This window comes from Psychrobacillus sp. NPDC093180 (assembly GCF_044754065.1).
Classification (GTDB): domain Bacteria; phylum Bacillota; class Bacilli; order Bacillales_A; family Planococcaceae; genus Psychrobacillus.
Window position 1 is genome coordinate 24,785 of sequence record NZ_JBIVOJ010000020.1, and the last position, 20,158, is coordinate 44,942.

The following is a 20,158-nucleotide window of genomic DNA, read 5'->3' on the forward strand; positions in this document are numbered from 1 at the left end:
GAAGAAAGAACGTGAATAGAAATGATTAGTTTAAAAGGAAATGGACTGACGCTGGAAAATATGCGTGCCCTTTTATACCAGAATAAACAAGTTAAGCTTGAAAAAAATGCTATAGAAGCGGTTGTTAAAAGTAGAAAAGCGGTAGAAAAAATAGTAAAAGACCGACGAACCGTATATGGCATCAACACAGGCTTCGGAAAGTTCAGTGATGTAAGCATTGATGAAGGGAACGTTCGTGCACTTCAACTTCATCTCATTCGCTCACATGCCTGTGGAATCGGTCAGCCTTTTGATGAAATAGTGTCACGTGCAATGATTATATTAAGATTGAATGCATTGTTAAAAGGATTTTCGGGTATTCGCCTGGAAGTACTTGAGCGGCTCGCATATATGGTAAATCACAGAATTCACCCAGTAATTCCTCAACAAGGTTCACTTGGTGCATCTGGTGATTTAGCTCCCCTCTCTCATTTAGCCCTAGTCCTTATTGGGGAAGGTTTTGTATGGGATGACGAGAAACATATCCCCTCTAATGAAATATGGGCTAAACATAATCTACAACCAATTGTACTCGAAGCTAAAGAAGGGCTAGCACTTATAAACGGAACCCAAGCGATGACAGCACAAGGCGTTGTAAATTGGTTAGAATCGGAAACACTTGCCTATCAAAGCGAGTGGATTGCGGCTATGTCAATGGAAGCTTTGCATGGTATAACCGACGCATTCCACCCAGCAATTCATGAGGCGCGCGGTTACTCGGAGCAAGTGGAAGTTGCACAACGTATGCTAAAATGGCTCGAAGGAAGCAAACTTGTGACTAAACAAGGAGAGAAACGTGTACAGGATGCTTATTCTTTACGTTGTATCCCTCAAATCCATGGAGCTAGTTGGCAAGTATTAGAGTATGTAAAAGAAAAACTAGAGATTGAGATGAATGCTGCAACAGATAATCCGTTAATAGTAGAGAATGGAGAAGCCGTTATTTCAGGTGGAAACTTTCATGGACAATCGATTGCCTTTGCAATGGACTTCTTAAAATTAGGGATTGCAGAGCTTGCGAACGTTTCCGAAAGAAGAATAGAAAGACTCGTGAATCCTCAATTGAACGAAGGACTTCCACCTTTTTTGAGCGCGCAACCTGGACTGCAATCAGGTGCTATGATTTTACAATACGCTGCCGCAAGCTTAGTATCGGAAAACAAAACACTTGCCCATCCGGCCTCTGTTGACTCTATCCCTTCGTCTGCAAATCAAGAAGACCACGTCAGTATGGGGACAATCGGCGCAAGACACACCTCACAAATTATTCAAAACGCACGTAGAGTTCTTGCGATTGAGGCTTTATGCGCAGCACAAGGCGTAGAATATCGTGGAGTTACCCTAATGTCTCCTTCCCTCTTCAGGAAATGGGAGGATATAAGAGAAATAACCCCATCAATCACGGAAGATCGTATCTTTCATGAAGATATAGAAAAACTAAACGACTATCTGAAAAAAGAAACTATCAATAATAAATATTGAATGATTTAATCAGTGATTAATCCAAGGCATTTATATTCGGATATTTACTAAGTGCTTTCAGATTGATGAACAAAAATAAGTTTTACACTATTACAGAGATTTTTAACGGGAAAAGGATGCGACTTTGTTGCATCCCTTTCGCATTTTTTGCGGCAATCATATGGGAGCCTTCGTTCGTCGCACGCTAAAAGTGCAGGCAATCAAAATGCCAAACAAAACATTGTAATATCCTTCCGCAAAACAGCTATGTGAGAATGATTCCAAACAAAAGGTTTACCTAGATAGAAATATGGGGTAGTTAATATCTAAGTATTAAAAAGAAACTACGATTAGGAGGAAATTCATATGACAACGAATTCAATCGCAGAACGTAAATGGTGGAAAGTCGGAGCAGCAACATTTCTTTCAGTAGCCTTTTTGGCAGCATGTGGGGACGGGGAAAATGAATCAGATGTGGATGACACTATTGATGAAGAAATAGAACAAGAGATTGAAGAGGAAAATAAAGACGGCGAATAAAGTGAAACTTCAATCAGTGGGAGTTTTTCGACGCACAGGACGTGCTAGTGGGGACGTCGCGCTTTTAGTCCCCGTCATCTCCCACTTATCTTTTCGCTTTTCTTAAATCTTAAAGTGGGAGATCCACTACCCGTTAATGCGGGATAAAATCCAAAAACCACCATGGTGGTTTTCTTTTATGCATCAATTTTAAAATAAAGGTTTAGAAAATAATAAGTATGGGCAAATACATAGGAAGATCTATTTGTACAACCTATAGGAGGAAATCAAAATGACTATGAATTTAAATAAGGGACATAAATGGTGGAAATTAGGTGCTGCAGCTTTTCTTTCAGTAGGATTACTAGCAGCTTGCGGTGATGATCCAGATGATAATGATGTGAATGACCCGGCAGAAGAAGATGTAGATTTAAATGTGGATGTAGAAGACAACGATAGCGAAGTAGAGGATACGAACGTAGATAAAGAAAATGTAGAAGACACAGACGAGGAGGTAATGGATAAAGATCGAGAATAACTTAAGATATGCACAATAAATATTTGAATTATTTGTGGATAAGTCCGACATATTAATATCGATTTTCTCAAGTATAAGTGAGACTTATGACTAAAAGATAAAATATGGACGAAATAATCTATTTTATGCACATTATGAGAATTTAGAATCTAATATTTAGTTATATCTATAAAAATGTTTCGACAAAATTCGAGTTATATACTTTTGTGGATAAAGTTATTCACAAAATTCCAACTGTTGTATAAACATTTGTACAAACTTATTAACAATTGTTAACAGGTTATCCACCATCATCTGTGGATAAGAGAACAGTTGTTCTTAACCTGGCTTTTTGTTAGATTAAAGTTATAGATATAAACTATTCATTTTATTTTTCACAATAGACTTTAGTGGATGAAATATAATCAGGAGGTGTTATTAAAATGAGTAAAATGCCAGATGAATTGTTATTAGAGTCTTATAAACGAGCAAAAGAGTTGAAACTCTCTAGTGATTTTATATCTCTCTTGGAAAATGAAATTTGCCGACGCTCATTGATTGTGCATGCATAATCTTTATAAGTAGTTTTCACCAATCTATTGTGAATAATAACCTATACTTTTATCTAACAGACACCTACCGAGCAGTTAAATGTAGAGGGTGTCTTTTTTTATACTATTTTTCTTATTAATATTCTTCTCATCCCATTTCTATTCGAAAAAAATTTCGACATTATTCTATAGTTGTGTATTTGTGGATAAAATTATACACAAGTAAAAACGAATAAAACAGTTAGTTATTATCTATACTAATGAATTTACTAACAGGTTTTCCACAGAAATGTGTATAACTTTTATTTTTCATCACTATTTATAAAAGACATATATAAAGTGTAACTTTCTTTTCTTTGGTCCGTAAATAGTATAGAGTTAAACTATATGCTTGTGGTAAATTGGCAAATAGTTATTATTTATGGAGGTTATCTAAATTGAAAAAATTAGCAATATTTTTATTGACAGCACTGCTTGTATTTTCATCAGTTGGAAACTTAGTATTTAACGAGGATACAATCACAGCTGAAGCAAAAAAATATAAATCAGGGAAGAAAAGTTTCAATACAAATAACAATACAACAAACAATAATTCAAATATCCAAAAGAAAAAAGAGGATTCTACAACCGCAACAAGCAAATCCAATACTAATACAAACACTAAAGGTGGATTTACTGCAGGTGGTCTAATGAAAGGCTTATTTATTGGTGGGATTGCTGGATTATTATTCGGTAGCTTGTTCGCTAATATGGGCTTGCTTGGATCTATTTTAGGATTTGCAATAAACGCTGCAGCGATTATTTTAATTGTTGTAGTTATTCGTAAAATCTTCCGTTTGTTTAAAGACAAGAAAAAAGAGGATGCTAACTCATGGAGAAGTTAATAATCCCAGAACAAAACATTATTAACGCTGTATGTGTTTATATTGCACGTCAAAAAAATACAATCCCTGAAGAAGTTGAAGTCGAGCTTATGTATGATGACGATTCTGGTTTTACCGCAGAGGCTTATGTCAATGGGCAACAACAATTCTTAAGTACATTAAATTTAATTGAAGCACTGCGCATGACACTGAAAGAGTTTTTGAATCTTGATCCTACCTCTACAGGCATCGAATTAATTTTGGATGATGAGGAAGGCATTGTAGCAGCAGTCCATTGAGTCAGGATTTTATCCCGCATTAACGGGATGAAGAAAACCCACACTGATTGAAGTTTCACTTAATTATTTTCTAAAGCGTGAAAAACCGGCGGCAATTTTTTGCCACCGGTCTATTTTGTTATTGTTGGTTAAATGATTGTCCACTCATTTGCGCTTGAGCTTGAGCTACTAAACGCTTAGTAATTTCTCCGCCAACGGAACCGTTAGCACGCGCTGTAGAGTCTCCGCCAAGGTTTACACCGAATTCTTGTGCAATTTCATATTTCATTTGGTCAAGAGCTTGTTGCACCCCTGGTACTAGAAGTTGATTTGAATTACGATTTGCCATGTTGTTTCACCTCCTTGTGAGATTATATTGTGCGATTTAAGATCATTTATGCAATAAAATTAAAGTTTATTTTTGTGAGTTTTTCATTTAGGGAAATGAGGCTAAGCAGATTGCTTAGCTCCATCTCTTATTGTTACTTCTCGAAAATTTGATGAATTACCTCATTTGATTTACTGTTATTTAAATTTTTGTGAATGCAGCTCGCAGGTAAATCCCTGATACTATCTGTAAAAGCTTTTGCCATTTCTGCCTCTCCGGCTACGTGGAACTCCCGCCAACCTCGCTTTTTCTTTAATTGTTCGATGGTCACCCTCATTCCTTTAAAGAGGTTATTCGCATTTATTCTATATCCTGGCTCTAATACAGCAGTTCTACTGTCTGCAACTGCACGTCTTCCTTTTGCATCTATTTTTTTCTTTTCTCTCCACTCTTCCGAAACCGGATCAAATTTAAATGTTAAGTCGTCTCTAACTAATCCCATCGCAGTATCCAAAATACGGACTTCTCCAAAGCTTGGCATGATTATTCCCGCTTCTGGATATGCTTTATACATATACTCTAATTGTTCTGTCATCGCATGGTTTTCCCAGTAAAAATTTGTTTTAACCGGTACCTGTGCATAATAGACAGACCATATATCTTCATTTGCAGTAGCAAAAATGACAATTCCCTTTCGAAGATCATGGGCATTTTCTTCTATCTCATTGAACACTTTTTTCTTTATTTGTTCGAATGCTTTTATTTCCCGCTCATCATTTGATGCTTCCAAATATTCACCAATTCTTTTTAAGCCGCTTTTCAGATGGATTTTCCAAGCACCTTTTAGTGTATCTGGGTCTGCAGGATTCGTATTTAAATAAACACTTAACACACAACGATCTGTACAGCTATACGCTTTTAAAGCTTCCAGTTCTTTATTTATCGTCATTTATCCTAAAACCTCCTTTTTTACTTACACTCTTAGCATTTCCCTCGACCGTTTAGAAAATCCGCAATCGAATTGTTATGTTTATAGGTTCATTTTCATTTTTTTAGAAATAAAAAAACTACCCTTCTAAAGGATAGTTTGCGCAATATCGGAATTGTGCATTATATGAAGGCTCAGAGTAAAGACGATCTAGAGTGAAACTAAAAGAGGTAAACTTGCTTTCTTTATATGCATAATTTCCGTTTGGTAAGCGAGTCGCCTGCGCCGTCTATAGCGACTCGCCAAAATCCGATATTATGAAAAGGGTCGACTTATTACCAATTTCCCTTGATAATACACTTTTTTTATTTTCTCTATATCGGTGATTTCCAAGCCCGGAATACCTTCTGCTACTAAAAAATTGGCATCTAGCCCTTTTTCTAAACGACCAAATTGATGTTGCTTGCCTAATATAGTCGCTGGATTATTAGTAAGTAAAGCTAAAATTGCATTTTCATCGAAATTATTTTCCTTTAAAACTTGCATAGATGGGTTAGCAATTAACATTAATTGGTCAGGTCCTTTTAACAATTGATCTTCATAAGGAAGCCAAGGTACTTCTGGATATGGCGGTAAATAAGCATCAGTAGAAATGGAAACAGGAATGCCTGCCTTTACATATTTCAGTATTTCTTCCGGAGAATTTGGTGTTAAATGTGTTCCTCCCATTGGGGTTGCAACTATTTGCGTTCCCTGATCCGAAGCTCTTGCTATTAGCTCATCGGTAATGCTGTGGGCATGATGTAAAACATCCACACCTGCTTCCAACGCCATCTCTATTCCCACTGTACCAGCTACATGTGCACCTATCTTCTTTCCTAACCCATGGTAGATATCCACAATTTGTTGCATTTCCTCTATTGTATAAATTAATTCTCCGGCTTTTGGTACTTCATCTTTAGTGAAATTGGCTGGAGTTGCATTGATAAATATATTTTCACCTGGATATTCACTCTCTTTTGCAATTTGTCTAACTAAAAAAGGATCTACTAAATCCTTTTTAGGAACCGCTTTAGACTGCGTTATCGAAGTAAAATGAACTATTTTTTCAAAGCCAATGGATATACTAGTTGTTGCAAAAGAAACGTTTAGTGGAATTCCATGAACCGCTTTACGATAATCTTCGATAGAAAAATCGCCAAGTGGATGACCGCAAATTTGTTCTCCTAGTGCTGTAATGCCCGTAGATAAAGCATGAAGAAGAATTGCTTTTCCTGCTAGGAAATGAGTATCCGAAGTAACTGGATAAAGCGAAGTTGGCGCAAATTCAAGTAAATGGGTATGGCAATCGACTAAAGAAGGAGTCACTACATCGTTTGTATAATCGATAACTTGTATAGAGGAATATTGTTTACGAAGGTTTTCCCATGTTCCTACTTCTATTATTTTTTCATTTTGAATCACCATTGCCCCATCTTCAATCGTTCCGATATGGCTCACAGTTATAATTTTTTTAGCACGAATCATATAAATACTCATTGTTTATCCTACCAAAAATGGTGTTAAAAAATACGCAAGCAAACAGGCAGTCGCGATTCTAATAATTAGTCCGATAATCGATGCTACTAACGCTTCTCTCTCATTCAAGCTTGAAACTTCTGCCCAAGTTGCAGGAATTTGACCGAAAATAACGGATAATGGCAACCCAGAATTTGCTAAAACAAAAGAGCCAACAATTAATCGTGGATCAATGGACGACGATAATTCTGCCAGCTGGGCTACAGCAAGCGTAGGAGCGGCAAGAATGGATACAATACCTGTCGCTGGCTCGATACTTAAGAATGTTAGTACAGTGGATAAATTCGATTCAATAACATCCCATGCTCCGAAAAATCTTAGTGCACCTATAAAGAAAAACACAGCTGCAACTGCAGGAATAATGATTAAAAATAAAAGCTCAGCGCCTTCTTTCGCAGAAGAAAAAATTGTTTCAAGAAATTTTGTTTTTGGCGTAAATCGGGGTAAACTTTCCAAATCAACCTTTTTGGTATCTCGGTAAATTGTGATGGATAATATCCATGGAACCACAACAATCGGAACAAAGATAGAAAGTATTATAAGCGGAAACGCATTAATGTTGAACGCAGAAAGTGCAATGAGACCTAGCACTAACGTAGCAAAGGATTGCGGAGATTGTATCATTGTTGCAACAGCTATTTTTTGTTCTGCTTTCGTTGCTTTTGCCTTTACCAGAACAGGTCCAGCAATTTTTCCAGCTGCATTTATATCACCTAAAATGTTATAAACACTCGGTACAATGACAGATGGATTAATTTTAAGCAATTTCATAATCGGAACAAAAATCCGGATTAACCCATCGGTAAATCCTAAACGTTCAATCATACGTCCGAAGATCACACTAATAATGATGGCAATTCCTATTTCACTTGTTAAAAAAACATCCACTACAATAGGTTTTACCTCAGCAATAATCGTGTTAAAAAAATTAGAGAGCGAATTAGGATCAAATAATAGGATTAGTAACGAAGCAACAACTAATAGAATTCCGACAGCTTCCACTGGATGCCATTTCGAACGAGAACCCTTTAATTTAAAGCTTGTTTCTTTATTTTTCTCCATACGAACAACCTCCCCACACTTTCTATACTTTATGTCCAATTAAAAAAATGTGTGTTTGTCTCCACTTGATTGATTAAACATTCTTTTAAATTTAGCTAAAAAACTCCCAATCAATTAATAAATTCTAACGTAAAATATAGAAAACGATTTTTAAGGAGATGATAAATTTTGGAGGATAAAGACACGAAATGGTCCGACATAAATTCGTGTGAACGAAAACCTAATTTCCTCATATTCCTAGTAGACGAGCAACGCTTTCCAACTGTTTATGAAAATGATGCGCTAAAAAAGTGGCGGAAAGAAAATTTAAAGACACAAGAATTATTGCGTAATAACGGTTTGGAATTTCTTCATCACTATATCGGAAGTACTGCCTGCTCTCCGAGTAGAACAACTTTATACACAGGGCAGTATCCATCTCTTCATGGGGTAACTAAAACAACTGGAGGTGCTGCTAATGCTTCTGAACCAGACATTTTTTGGCTTGATCCAAATAGCGTCCCTACTATCGGAGATTATTTTCGTGCAGCCGGTTACGACACCTTTTGGAAAGGAAAATGGCATGCTTCCCATCAAGATATCTTAATACCTGGTACACAAAATGCCATGCCAAGTTATCATCCCGCAACCGGTGTTCCTAACACTACAAATGAAGAACTCTATTTAGAAGCAGATCGCCTTGATGAATTTGGCTTTTCAGGGTGGCTTGGACCAGAACCACATGGGACAAATCCAAGAAATTCTGGTTCTTCTGCTCAAATTGGTACGAAAGGACGTGATGAAGTATACGCAAGAGAAGTGGTTAATCTCATCTCCTCACTCGAAAAAAACAGTCCGAAAGCAAATTCTAAACCGTGGTTAATTGTTTCTTCCTTTATTAATCCGCATGATATCGCTTTGTATGGAGATCTAACAGAGGTTTCTCCCTTGTTTAACTTTGACATAGATCCATCTGTTCCATTCATTCCACCTGCTCCTACTACCAATGAGTCACTACTTACAAAACCAGCTGCACAAGAAAGCTATAAAGAAACCTACCCAAAAACCTTTCAACCTACTAGAGATACACTAGTTTATCGACAGCTATATTTTTCGTTGCACAAGCAAGTAGATGATGAGATGTCTAAAGTTTTTCGGGCATTACAACAATCTAAGTTTTACGACAATACGATCGTTATCTTCACTTCGGATCACGGCGATTTGTTAGGAGCACACGGAGGATTGTTCCAAAAATGGTATAACGCCTACGAAGAAACGATTCATGTCCCTTTTATTGTTCATAGTCCCAAGTTATTTTCTGAACGCAGAACAGCGGATATGTTAACAAGTCATGTGGACATTCTTCCCACACTACTTGGGCTTGCTAACATTGATGTGCATAAGATTGCAAAAGAACTTAAGCAAGATCATACCGAAGTTCATCCACTTGTAGGACGTGATCTTACACCTGTTGTACATGACAAAGATAAATCTTATCAAGTACATGATCCAGTTTATTTTATGTCAGACGATGATGTCACAAGAGGCTTAAACCAAGTTAGCTTCTCAGGCGAGCCTTATCAATCTGTAACACAGCCTAACCATCTTGAAGCGGTTATTGCCCGTCTTCCAACTGGTAATAATAATACGTATGAAATATGGAAGTTCACTCGTTACTTTGACAATCCACAATTTTGGAGCAACCCTGGAATAGAAGATCAAACAACCGAGATTAAAAGCCAAATTCCTATTGATGAAACAATCAGTATATCCGTTTCTAAAATAACTACCAAAACCCATCCTGTCCCAGAAGAATATGAATTGTATAATTTGACGAAAGATCCGCTTGAAATAGAAAATTTATCTCCCCTTTCCCCTAAAAATGATGAAATAGATTATATTGAAAAACTCATGAAAAAATTATTAGAGGAACAATGCAAGCAAAAAAGATTACAACCTAGAAGTGGACTAGTACCAGGTCAACCAAATTGCCAAGACAAATAAAGTGAAACTTCAATCAGTGGGGGTTTTTCGACGCACAGGACGTGCTAGTGGGGACGTTGCGACATGGACGTCGCGCTTTTAGTCCCAGTCATCCCCCACTGATTGTTAGTTGAACCAATCGGGCGCATGCCAGCAGTTGATCTCCCGCTTATCTTTTCGCTTTTCTTAAATCTTGAAGCGGGAGTCTTACTGCCCGTTAATGCGGGAAAAAGCAACCTCCCACCATACATTTAAGTAAGGCGGGAGGTTGCTTTTTTAATGGGTTTGTACACTGTTTTCTTCCATCCAGTACGCTTCTCTAATATTAATCTGCCTGCGTATTTTCCTCATAATATCGATGGAAACTTCACCTGCTTCATATAGACTTTGGATCTCATCACGCTCCGCTTGAAAGGCTTTGTCTCTCAACTCTCGCTGCTCGCGAATATATTTACTTGAGTCGGCACCTTTACGTGCTAATTTAAACTTTAAGATCATTTCATTGTACTCTCCGATAATCACTTCATTGATCGCTTCATTTTCAGGATTCATTGTTTCTTTCAAATAGGCAATCGCCGCTTGCGCCATTTCCATTTTAAGCATGGCTACTTTTTTGTTTTTTTCAATACGAGCTCTAAAGGAGTTGTGTTTTCTTGACTTAAACAAGCTTGCTAAATTAAATATAACTCGCTTTACCATTGTCCATATGAATAATCCTCTATATAGTAAGCGATTTGTAACAGCAACACGCATTCGATGGATATGCTCTTCCAATAAATACAGTGACTCCCGATTGATCTGCTCATTTGTTTGCAACTTTTCTATATAATTTATTTCTACTTCTAATGCTTTCAAACGAGTTTCAGTTTCTAATGCTTTCCTTCGAGCACTTTCTTCCTCGCTTAAATAAATCAGATCATTACGAACTTGATTATAGTGCGAGATAATGGAAACAGCTGCTCCTCTGTTTTCGTCAGTAGTTAGTTCACGCATCGTCTTAATCGCAGCATCCATCGAAAGAAGGATTGCTTTTCTTTCCATTTCTTCTTTCAGCTTTTCTGTGTTCCCTTTTTCTGTTTTTGCAATAATAGGCAGGAAAATACTTGCCAAGATAAGTGTGACCAAAATTACACCTGCTGCGATGAAAATAATTAATGAACGTTCCGGAAATACATCGCCATTAGCTAAAAAGTACGGAATTGTAAAAGCTCCAGCGAGTGTTACGGCACCTCGCACACCAGAAATGGTCGTAATGCTAATGTATCGAAGCGAAGGTTTTGGTAATTGCTCTGCTTTAAGCAGCCACCCGCCCCACCATCCTGCAAATATCCAGACAAAGCGTAATAATAAAAGAGAAGCAGTAATGATTAAAATATATGTAATCACTTCAAAATTATTGAACAAAGGACTTTCAAAAATTTCTCGAGAAACACTTGGAATTTGTAGCCCTAGCAACACAAATACAAGTCCATTCAAAATATAAATAAGAATGGTCCATGTACTTTTCGAAACAATTTGTAATTGTACATTCGGTGATTGCTCTCGATCTCGATAAATTGCGTGCACGATACCAGCTGCTACAACTGACAAAATACCTGAAAGATGAAAATGTTCAATTACATAAAATATGATAAACGGTGTCAATAACTGGATGAGCATGTGAAGTGTGACATCTTCCATACCTAAACGTCGGATAAATACTTTCAATCGAATAATGATGAAAGCAAGTACTGCACCTCCAACAAATCCCCCGATTGCGATCAGTAAAAAGCTCCAGCTTGCTTCTGCAAGCGAAAAAACACCGGTTACCGTTGCTGCAACTGCAAATTTAAAGGCAACTAATCCAGAGGCGTCATTCATCAGCCCCTCACCTTCTAATACATGCATAATCGTTTTCGGCATCTTGACTCGGCTCGAAATAGCTCCAACCGCAACCACATCTGTCGGCGACAAAATAGCCGCAAGTGCGAAAGCCGCCGAGAGCGGAATTGAAGGAATTAACCATTGGATTAAATACCCAATAACAACTACGGTTAAAAACACAAGCCCGAGTGCTAGTAATAAAATAGGCTTCCGCAATTTCCAAAGGGCTTTCCTAGACACGTTCTTTCCATCATAAAATAGAAGTGGAGCAATAAATAGGATAAAAAATAACTCTGGCTCCATCGGAACATGTATTCCTAACGGCAAGGCCGCAAGCAATACACCGAGTGCAATCTGAATAAGTGGGACTGGTATGTATGGCATGAAATGATTTATAAAATTAGAAAGCCCAATAATGGCTAACAAGAGTAAGACAATCATTAAAAATTCCATCATCTATCTCCTTTCTATATGTTCTATTAATAAGTGTAAAACTGTTTTTAAAGGAATACAAATACTAGAGATTTTGCTCTCTATAAAATAGTTACTATTTGCATTGTCAAAAACTAGCTTAAATAGGAGGTGCTTTTAGATTGCCTGAAGAACAGACTTAGATAGGATTGTATCGTTATGATACATATAACTGCAAGTAATATAGTCAAAACAGATCTGCACCTCAAATACACATCCTATATGTATTTTGAGGTGCAGATCTGTTTATAAGGTTATTTTATTATTTTGATAAATAGTCTAACAATCCCATTGCACTAACTTCCACATCTAACTGCAAGATGCTATATACCTCATGATCATCAGGAATTCCCACCCCTCTTAGATGTTCCCTCACTAAGCTTTCTAAACGCTCAGCAAGAACCTCATATCCTTTTTGTTCCGCATACACCTTTTTCGCCTCGTGCACATATACTTTCAACCAATTAGAAACTTGACGAAATACTTCTGCCGGATCATTCGTCATCCCATAATGTCCAAAATAAATGGTATCGAGTCGCATTTGCTCCATTCGATCCATCGCTCTTTGCATCGCATCTGGGTCAAACTGATTTGGAGAAGTGGAAGGTAGAAACAAATGAACATTATCAGGTACCAATTGTGGATATCGCACCCCAACCGTATCTCCAGTGAACATGCCATTACTAATTGGATCATAAATACTGAAATGGTGATTGGCATGACCAGGTGTGTCTAAAAATAGCAATTGACAATTTGGTCCGATTTCTAACGTCTCTCCTTCTCCTTTAACAATCAGTCGCTCTTCTGCAATAGGAAGTATTGGTTCAAATAAGCCCGAAAACTTATCACCGTATACAGCCTTCGCGCCAGCAATAAGTCTAGATGGATCTGCTAAATGTCTCGCACCTTTATGGTGTACTACCACTTTAGCATTCGGGCACTCTTGCATTAATAATCCGGCTCCCCCTGCGTGATCCAGATGTATATGTGTGACGATGATATATTTCACTTCATCCAAAGATATCCCTAATGCCTTTAAACCTTCCTTAACATACTTGATAGACGGGCTAGCACTCGTTTCTACAATTGTTAGTTCCTCTTCTTGAATGACATATATGCCTGTCCGCTCCGCTACCCCTAAGTCATGCCCATCGATTAGATAGATTCTTTCATTTAATTGAATCGGAATCGATTGTGTCATTACGTATTCCCCCTAAGTAAGTGTTCTGTCTATTGAATATTCTGTCACTTACTATCTTATCATTTTCTTTCTCCATAATTAAAGAAGATAAAAACCAATCCCCATGATTATATACGCCGCAAATAGCAGCAGTCCCTCAAACCAATTCGATTCACCATCACCGGAAACATTAATAACTAAAAGTGCGGCTGTAACCATTGCGACAAGCTCTGGCCACGTAAACACTAGTGCCATCGTTTGAGGCATGAACAAAGATACAATTACAAGTACTGGTGCTACAAACATAGCAACTTGCAGGGTCGAACCAACCGCTATTTCCACAGACACTTCCATTTTGTTTTTCATAGCCATCGTAATAGCGGAAACATGCTCTGCAGCATTTCCAACAATCGCTACGATAATGACACCGATAAACAACTCCGTCCATCCAAATTTTGATCCGAGCATTTCAAATGTATGAACTAATTGCTCCGATACAAAAGCAACTGCTACCGTTGCCAATAGAAGAATTAAAATAGATTTTCCTTTTGTCCACTCTGGTACTTCTGCTTCTTCTTCTGTTTCCGGTTCATCAGAAGAAGAGAACACTCCACGATGTGTGACGAGTTTAAAAAATAGTCCAGCAAGATAAAGCGCGATTAAAATAATAGCAATACCAATACTTAAGCTTACTGTTTTCTCAGTATTCATGGTCATAGAGAAAACTTCCGGAATAACAAATGCAACAATAACAGCAAAAATAAGCAATCCTGAATTGTACCTTGCGCTATGCACACTAAATTTTTGACGTTTAAACTTTATGCCTCCAGCAAAAAACGATAATCCAAGTACAAGCAGCAAGTTACCGAGAACCGAACCCGTTAACGACGCCAACACAATCCCAACCATTCCCGCTTTTAATGTAAATATGGAAATGATCAATTCAACCGCGTTACCAAAAGTTGCATTCAATAACCCACCAATCCTTGGTCCACTCACAATCGCTAAACTTTCCGTTGCTCGACCTATATATCCCGAAAGTCCAATAATACTTAAACAGCAAAGGAAGAACATAATCATCTTTGGCCAATCTAAAAAAGCTCCTATAAGGACAATTGGAACACCAACAAAGACAAGAACGGCTAATAATTTGTTCACTAAAAACACCTCTTCAAATTAATGCATTTCTAATTTATCTTTCCCTAATATAATAAAGAAGAAACCCTTTTCCATTCACTTACATAACCTATAAGGAGAAGAAAAGGAGTGATGAGTTTTAATGATTAATTTGGAACCTATCAACATTGAAGGACATACATTTTTATCGATTTCTGTAGAGCTACCAAAGACGAATTTACTTGTCGTATCAAACGACAAAGGATATATCATGTGTGGTGCCCTTGACGTTGCATTGTTGAACGAGAAACTAAAGGATAGGAAAGTACTCGCTGGAAGAGCAGTAGGCGTAAAAACAATTGAACAACTTCTTAATGCTCCTTTGGAATCCATCACTTTTGAAGCAGAAGAACGTGGGATCACCAAAGGGATGATTGGTAAAGAAGCGCTTCTGAAAATGATTTAATTTAAAAACAAACGAGCTAGCCATTTTTATATGGTTAGCTTCTTTTTTGTGTACGTTGAATTAGTAAGAAGAGTGTAACAGCCAAATATCAAGGATAGTTTGTACTATAGGAATACTGGCGGTAGTTATAGTCGTCTCACTCCAAGTAAACTTGTTATTTTAAGAATTGGTTGCTTTCATCAGCAAGTTGGTTGCTCTGACTTATAATTTGGTTGCTCTTATGTGGATTTAGTTGCTTTCAGAGTAGAATTGGTTGCTTTCCATGACTGATTGATTGCCCTTAGCCATTAACTGGATATTATTACAGGGAGCTCGATGATACTGCGTAGTAAATCGTAGCCCGTCCTCGCTCTATTGCCAAAAGTGCAACCGCTAGATTAGTTTTGTCGCGTTCAGCAAGAGTTATGTCGCTTTCGGAATAGGTTTTGTCGTGTTCACAAGGGAGTTTGTCGCGTTTACATCCAGTTATGTCTCGTTCAACCATTTACTGGATATTGTGACAGGAAACACTTGCTATTTTCCCCGTCATTCTATGAATTGGTTGGTCCCACCTGCATTTTGATTGCTCTCGTACTGATTTGATTGCTTTCAAACTCGAATTGGTTGCTTTCCACTGTTGCTTGGTTGCCCTTATCCTTATTCTGGAATTAATTATCCACCTACTACATAATTATTTTCCTCGTAAGACTCCCGCATATTTTTTTGAAAAAGCCACCCTTTCTAGTTGACTCTTATCGAAAAAAGGAGTAAATTTGTTAAGCATTAGAGAACTGTTCATAATTGAACAATCCTAAAAAGAACGGAGTGGTAACAGTGAATTGTAATATTCCCCCTGATAGTAGATCTTCACAATTCTTGCATACTTTTTGGCGTGTAAATAGAAACATGATGCGGTTTATACATAAAACTGCACTAGAAAATGATTTATCTATCCCGCAATATTCCATCCTTATGACCATTGCGCCACGTAAAGAAATGACGCAAAAGCAATTAGGTGAAGTACTACAAATTCCCAAAAGCACTTTAAGCACTGCAGTCGATGGACTTGTACAAACCGAATGGCTACATAGACAGCCTGTTCCGGACAATCGACGTGAAATGCAATTAATACTCAGTGAAAAAGGAAACAGCTTGTTTGATAAAATAAGTCAACAAAAAGGGAGTATTCATCGTACGATTGAATCCATTATGGACACACTTACGGAACAACAATTTGAGGAATTTCAAGCAACACTGCTTCATATCGCTGATTTTTTAGAAAGTGAAACTATTTCAAAGGAGAACAACCGAGATGATTAAACTATTGAAAAACTTAACGGTGTATAAGTGGATTGTTCTCGCCGTAATAGGATTAGTTTTTATCCAATCCATGGCTGATCTTTATTTACCCACCCTTATGGCGGATATTATCGATAAAGGTGTAGTAGTTGGCGATACACCTTATATTTGGAAAATCGGTGGAATCATGCTTTTAGTTGCGGCGATTGGAGCGGTTGCATCCATTGTAGCAAGCTTCTACTCCTCCAAAGCTGCAATGGGTTTTGGTAAGGATATTCGCCGTAAAGTATTCAAGCATGTAGAACAATTTTCCCTTCAAGATTTCGATGAATTTGGTACAGCATCACTTATTACAAGAACAACTAATGATATAACGCAAGTGCAACAAGTGGTCATCATGATGCTACGTATGGTCGTTAGCGCGCCTATTATGTTGGTTGGTGGGATCATTATGGCTGTCTCAAAAGATGCTAAATTATCGCTTGTCATAGTACTTACAATGCCTGTGTTAGTTGGTGCAGTGTTATTAATTATGTATAAAGGTGTACCGCTCTTCAAAACAGTACAGACAAAATTAGATCAGTTAAATCTTGTATTACGTGAAAATTTAACTGGTATCCGAGTTATTCGTGCTTTTAATCGCGAAAAACAAGAAAAAGATCGACTTCAAAAAGCAAACAAAGAATTGACCGATGTTTCTATTAAAGTAAATAAAGTTATGGCCATTTTAATGCCGGTTATGATGCTAGTTATGAATATCACCGTAGTATTAATCATTTGGTTTGGTGGCATTCGTATTAATGGCGGGTCTATGGAGATCGGTGATTTAATGGCGTTTATACAATACGTTATGCAAATTATGTTCGCACTTGTGATGGCTTCTATGATGTTCATTATGATTCCTCGTGCCGCAGTATCTGCAAACCGGATTAATGAAGTACTGAATAGAAAACCAACCTCTCTAAACGAAGGAACGGAACTAGCAAATAAAGAAAGAGGTACACTTGAATTTGACCATGTATCTTTTAGCTACCCTGGAGCAGAAGAATCCGCATTATCTAATATTACTTTTCAAGCTAAAGCTGGGGAAATTACAGCAATTATTGGAGGAACAGGTGCTGGGAAATCAACGCTTGTGAATTTGATTCCACGTTTTTATGAGGTAACAGACGGAACCATTCGTGTAAATGGTGTCGATATTCGAGAGACCTCTCAAGAAGAGATTCGTTCGAAAATCGGATTCGTTCCTCAAAAGGCACTGCTTTTTTCTGGAACGATTAAAGAAAATATTCTTTTTGGAAAACAAGATGCAACTGACGAAGAAGTGGAACATGCTGCTCACATTGCTCAAGCAGAAGATTTTATTGGCAAAATGGAAAAAGGATATGACTCGGTTATTTCACAAGGTGGCTCGAATGTATCCGGGGGACAAAAACAACGTCTATCCATTGCAAGAGCACTTGTACGAAAACCGGATATTTACATTTTCGATGACAGCTTTTCAGCACTCGATTTCAAAACAGATGCAAACCTAAGAGAAGCGCTAAAAGAAGAAACGAAAAATGCGACAGTCGTCATTGTGGCCCAACGAGTAAGCACTGTAGCAGATGCAGATCAAATTATCGTATTAGATAAAGGAGAAATTGCAGGAATTGGTACACATAAAGAATTATTAGAACATAATACTGTTTACCAAGAAATCGTAGAATCCCAGCTAAGAGAGGAGGAAATCGCATGAGCAAACAAAAAAAATCGACATCTCAAGGTGGGCATCCAACGGGACCTGGCGGAGGGAACATGATGATGATGGGCGGACAAAAAGCGAAAAACTTTAAAGGTACTTTGCGACGCCTTTTGACTTACTTAAAACCTCGGAGCAATCAATTAATCGCCGTGTTTATCGCTGCTATTTTAAGTACCGTCTTTGCCATTGTCGGTCCTAAAATTATGGGGAATGCAATTACAGAACTATTCGAAGGTGCATACGCAAAAATGACCGGTGTTCCAGGAGCCGCAATCGATTTTGAAGCAATCGCAAAACTACTCTTTCTCCTAGCCGCTTTGTATGTGATCAGTAGCTTGTTTACGTATATTCAGCAGTATATTATGTCCAGCGTTGCGCAAAAAACGGTTTACGATTTGAGGGAAGAAGTAAATGGAAAACTAGAAAGACTTCCGCTTAAATATTACGATGGTCGACCAAATGGGGAAACGTTGAGCCGTGTTACGAACGATTTAGATACAATCGGAAACACGCTTCAGCAAAGCTTAACGCAATTTATCACTTCGGTGGTAACTATTGTAGGTATAATCATTATGATGCTAACCATTAGTCCAATATTAACTTTAATATCGATTGTAAGTTTACCAGTATCGATGTTCGTCATTCAACCAATCTTAAAAAGATCTCAAAAGCATTTTGCCGATCAACAACGAACACTCGGACAACTGAATGGACACATTGAAGAAATGTATACTGGGCACCAAGTAGTTAAAGTGTTCGGACATGAGAAAAAAGCAGTCGCTGAGTTCGATGAAGTAAATGAACAATTGTATGATGCCGGTCGCAGAGCGCAGTTTATATCGGGCATTATAATGCCAATGATGTCTTTTATCGGGAATTTAAGCTATGTCGTGATTAGCGTTGTTGGTGGGATATTAGTTACACAGCGCGCTATTTCAATCGGTGACATCCAAGCTTTCATTACCTATACTCGTCAGTTCACACAGCCAGTTATGCAAACGGCTAATATCGCTAATATTATACAATCAACTATTGCCGCTGCTGAACGGGTTTTTGAATTACTGGACGAAGAGGAAGAAGAAAAAGAAGTGACATCAGAAAGTCTATCTAAAGCAGCAGGTGCAGTTACATTTGAACATGTGGACTTTGGATACGGAGATGAACTGTTAATAAAGGATATGAATATTGATGTATTACCAGGTCAAACGGTAGCAATTGTTGGACCTACTGGGGCTGGTAAGACAACATTGATTAATTTATTGATGAGATTTTATGAATTAAACAATGGGAAAATCACTATTGATGGACATGATACTAGAAAGATGTCCCGGACGGATCTTCGGACAACATTCGGGATGGTACTGCAAGATACGTGGCTCTTTAATGGGACAATTAAAGACAATATTGCATTTGGAAAAGACGGAGCAACAGATGAAGAAATTTTCGCAGCCGCAAAAACGGCACGTGCTGACCATTTTATCCGTACTTTACCTGAAGGCTATGATACAATTTTAAATGAAGAAGCATCCAATATTTCGCAAGGACAAAAACAATTATTAACAATCGCTCGTGCCGTTCTCGCAAATCCATCTATCATGATTTTGGATGAAGCAACATCGAGTGTAGATACACGAACAGAATTACTTATCCAACAAGCGATGAATCGCTTAATGGAAGGAAGAACAAGCTTTGTCATCGCCCATCGCCTCTCTACCATTAGAGACGCCGATTTAATATTAGTGATGAATCAAGGAATGGTAATTGAACAAGGTACTCATGAGGAGCTTATTAATGCAGACGGCTTCTATGCTGATCTTTATAACAGCCAGTTCTCTACCAAAAAGGCTATTTAAATAGTAGATAGATGAAAAGAGAGACAGCAGATTATTTGCTGACTCTCTTTTTTATATTATATATGGACCGTCATAATCTCCATTCTCTATTAATATATTTA

Annotated in this window: 18 protein-coding genes; 11 read left to right on the plus strand and 7 right to left on the minus strand. The window is 37.7% G+C overall.

Translation table 11 applies throughout. The annotated features are described in order from the left end of the window. Positions 1-21: 21 nt before the first annotated feature. The 6 genes from hutH to ACIP9W_RS21215 all read left to right on the plus strand — a co-directional run bounded on the left by hutH (position 22) and on the right by ACIP9W_RS21215 (position 4,249). The gene (gene hutH, locus ACIP9W_RS21190) at positions 22-1,521 is read left to right on the plus strand and encodes a histidine ammonia-lyase (RefSeq protein ID WP_400793145.1); all 1,500 of its coding nucleotides are present in this window, start codon (positions 22-24) and stop codon (positions 1,519-1,521) included. A 345-nt stretch (positions 1,522-1,866) separates the two neighbouring features. Then, positions 1,867-2,040: a hypothetical protein gene (locus ACIP9W_RS21195; protein ID WP_400793146.1), complete on the plus strand. Its 174-nt coding sequence runs from the start codon at positions 1,867-1,869 to the stop codon at positions 2,038-2,040. Positions 2,041-2,311: 271 nt separating this feature from the next. Next, on the plus strand, positions 2,312-2,557 hold the full coding sequence (locus tag ACIP9W_RS21200; RefSeq protein ID WP_400793148.1) for a hypothetical protein: 246 nt from the start codon (positions 2,312-2,314) through the stop codon (positions 2,555-2,557). 422 nt (positions 2,558-2,979) lie between these two features. Continuing rightward, positions 2,980-3,108, plus strand: coding sequence for a sporulation histidine kinase inhibitor Sda (locus ACIP9W_RS21205; protein ID WP_142540426.1), 129 nt, complete (start codon positions 2,980-2,982; stop codon positions 3,106-3,108). 416 nt (positions 3,109-3,524) lie between these two features. Further along, positions 3,525-3,971 carry a hypothetical protein gene (locus ACIP9W_RS21210; protein ID WP_400793150.1) on the plus strand — a complete coding sequence of 149 codons (447 nt, stop codon included), beginning with the start codon at positions 3,525-3,527 and terminating at the stop codon, positions 3,969-3,971. Beyond that, entirely contained in the window at positions 3,959-4,249 is a 291-nt protein-coding gene (locus ACIP9W_RS21215) for a YxcD family protein (RefSeq protein ID WP_400793151.1), read from the plus strand. Before ACIP9W_RS21210 ends, ACIP9W_RS21215 begins: the two co-directional genes overlap by 13 nt. 118 nt (positions 4,250-4,367) lie before the next feature. Here ACIP9W_RS21215 and ACIP9W_RS21220 read toward each other — a convergent pair whose 3' ends face one another. From ACIP9W_RS21220 to ACIP9W_RS21235, 4 genes are all read right to left on the minus strand, one after another. Beyond that, on the minus strand, positions 4,368-4,577 hold the full coding sequence (locus ACIP9W_RS21220; protein ID WP_282242093.1) for an alpha/beta-type small acid-soluble spore protein: 210 nt from the start codon (positions 4,575-4,577) through the stop codon (positions 4,368-4,370). Positions 4,578-4,710: 133 nt separating this feature from the next. Next, positions 4,711-5,505, minus strand: a complete 795-nt coding sequence (locus tag ACIP9W_RS21225) for a VLRF1 family aeRF1-type release factor (RefSeq protein ID WP_400793152.1) — start codon at positions 5,503-5,505, stop codon at positions 4,711-4,713. 294 nt (positions 5,506-5,799) lie between these two features. Then, on the minus strand, positions 5,800-7,023 hold the full coding sequence (locus tag ACIP9W_RS21230) for an amidohydrolase family protein (RefSeq protein ID WP_400793153.1): 1,224 nt from the start codon (positions 7,021-7,023) through the stop codon (positions 5,800-5,802). Positions 7,024-7,026: 3 nt separating this feature from the next. Further along, positions 7,027-8,124, minus strand: a complete 1,098-nt coding sequence (locus ACIP9W_RS21235) for a hypothetical protein (protein ID WP_400793154.1) — start codon at positions 8,122-8,124, stop codon at positions 7,027-7,029. A 168-nt stretch (positions 8,125-8,292) separates the two neighbouring features. Here ACIP9W_RS21235 and ACIP9W_RS21240 point away from each other — a divergent pair, with 168 nt between their 5' ends. Beyond that, complete coding sequence (locus ACIP9W_RS21240; RefSeq protein WP_400793155.1) at positions 8,293-10,107, plus strand: sulfatase family protein; 1,815 nt, start codon at positions 8,293-8,295, stop codon at positions 10,105-10,107. A 255-nt stretch (positions 10,108-10,362) separates the two neighbouring features. Here the strand turns inward: ACIP9W_RS21240 and ACIP9W_RS21245 are convergent, their stop codons facing one another. From ACIP9W_RS21245 to cax, 3 genes are all read right to left on the minus strand, one after another. After that, positions 10,363-12,402, minus strand: coding sequence for a Na+/H+ antiporter (locus tag ACIP9W_RS21245; protein WP_400793188.1), 2,040 nt, complete (start codon positions 12,400-12,402; stop codon positions 10,363-10,365). Positions 12,403-12,682: 280 nt separating this feature from the next. Further along, positions 12,683-13,621, minus strand: coding sequence for an MBL fold metallo-hydrolase (locus ACIP9W_RS21250; RefSeq protein WP_400793157.1), 939 nt, complete (start codon positions 13,619-13,621; stop codon positions 12,683-12,685). A gap of 78 nt (positions 13,622-13,699) precedes the next feature. Next, positions 13,700-14,758: a calcium/proton exchanger gene (gene cax / locus ACIP9W_RS21255; RefSeq protein WP_400793159.1), complete on the minus strand. Its 1,059-nt coding sequence runs from the start codon at positions 14,756-14,758 to the stop codon at positions 13,700-13,702. 121 nt (positions 14,759-14,879) lie between these two features. On the opposite strand from cax, the gene ACIP9W_RS21260 reads away from it, so the two are divergent. The 4 genes from ACIP9W_RS21260 (at position 14,880) to ACIP9W_RS21275 (ending at position 20,057) form a co-directional block, all read left to right on the plus strand. Then, entirely contained in the window at positions 14,880-15,182 is a 303-nt protein-coding gene (locus ACIP9W_RS21260) for a YunC family protein (RefSeq protein ID WP_282242084.1), read from the plus strand. Positions 15,183-15,995: 813 nt separating this feature from the next. Next, a complete protein-coding gene (locus ACIP9W_RS21265) occupies positions 15,996-16,481 on the plus strand; it encodes a MarR family winged helix-turn-helix transcriptional regulator (protein ID WP_400793160.1) in 486 nt (161 codons plus the stop codon). Beyond that, positions 16,474-18,198 (plus strand): ABC transporter ATP-binding protein, encoded by a 1,725-nt coding sequence (locus ACIP9W_RS21270; protein WP_400793162.1) that lies wholly within the window; start codon positions 16,474-16,476, stop codon positions 18,196-18,198. The genes ACIP9W_RS21265 and ACIP9W_RS21270 overlap by 8 nt, the downstream gene beginning before the upstream one ends. Next, complete coding sequence (locus ACIP9W_RS21275; protein WP_400793163.1) at positions 18,195-20,057, plus strand: ABC transporter ATP-binding protein; 1,863 nt, start codon at positions 18,195-18,197, stop codon at positions 20,055-20,057. The genes ACIP9W_RS21270 and ACIP9W_RS21275 overlap by 4 nt, the downstream gene beginning before the upstream one ends. Positions 20,058-20,158 lie beyond the last annotated feature (101 nt).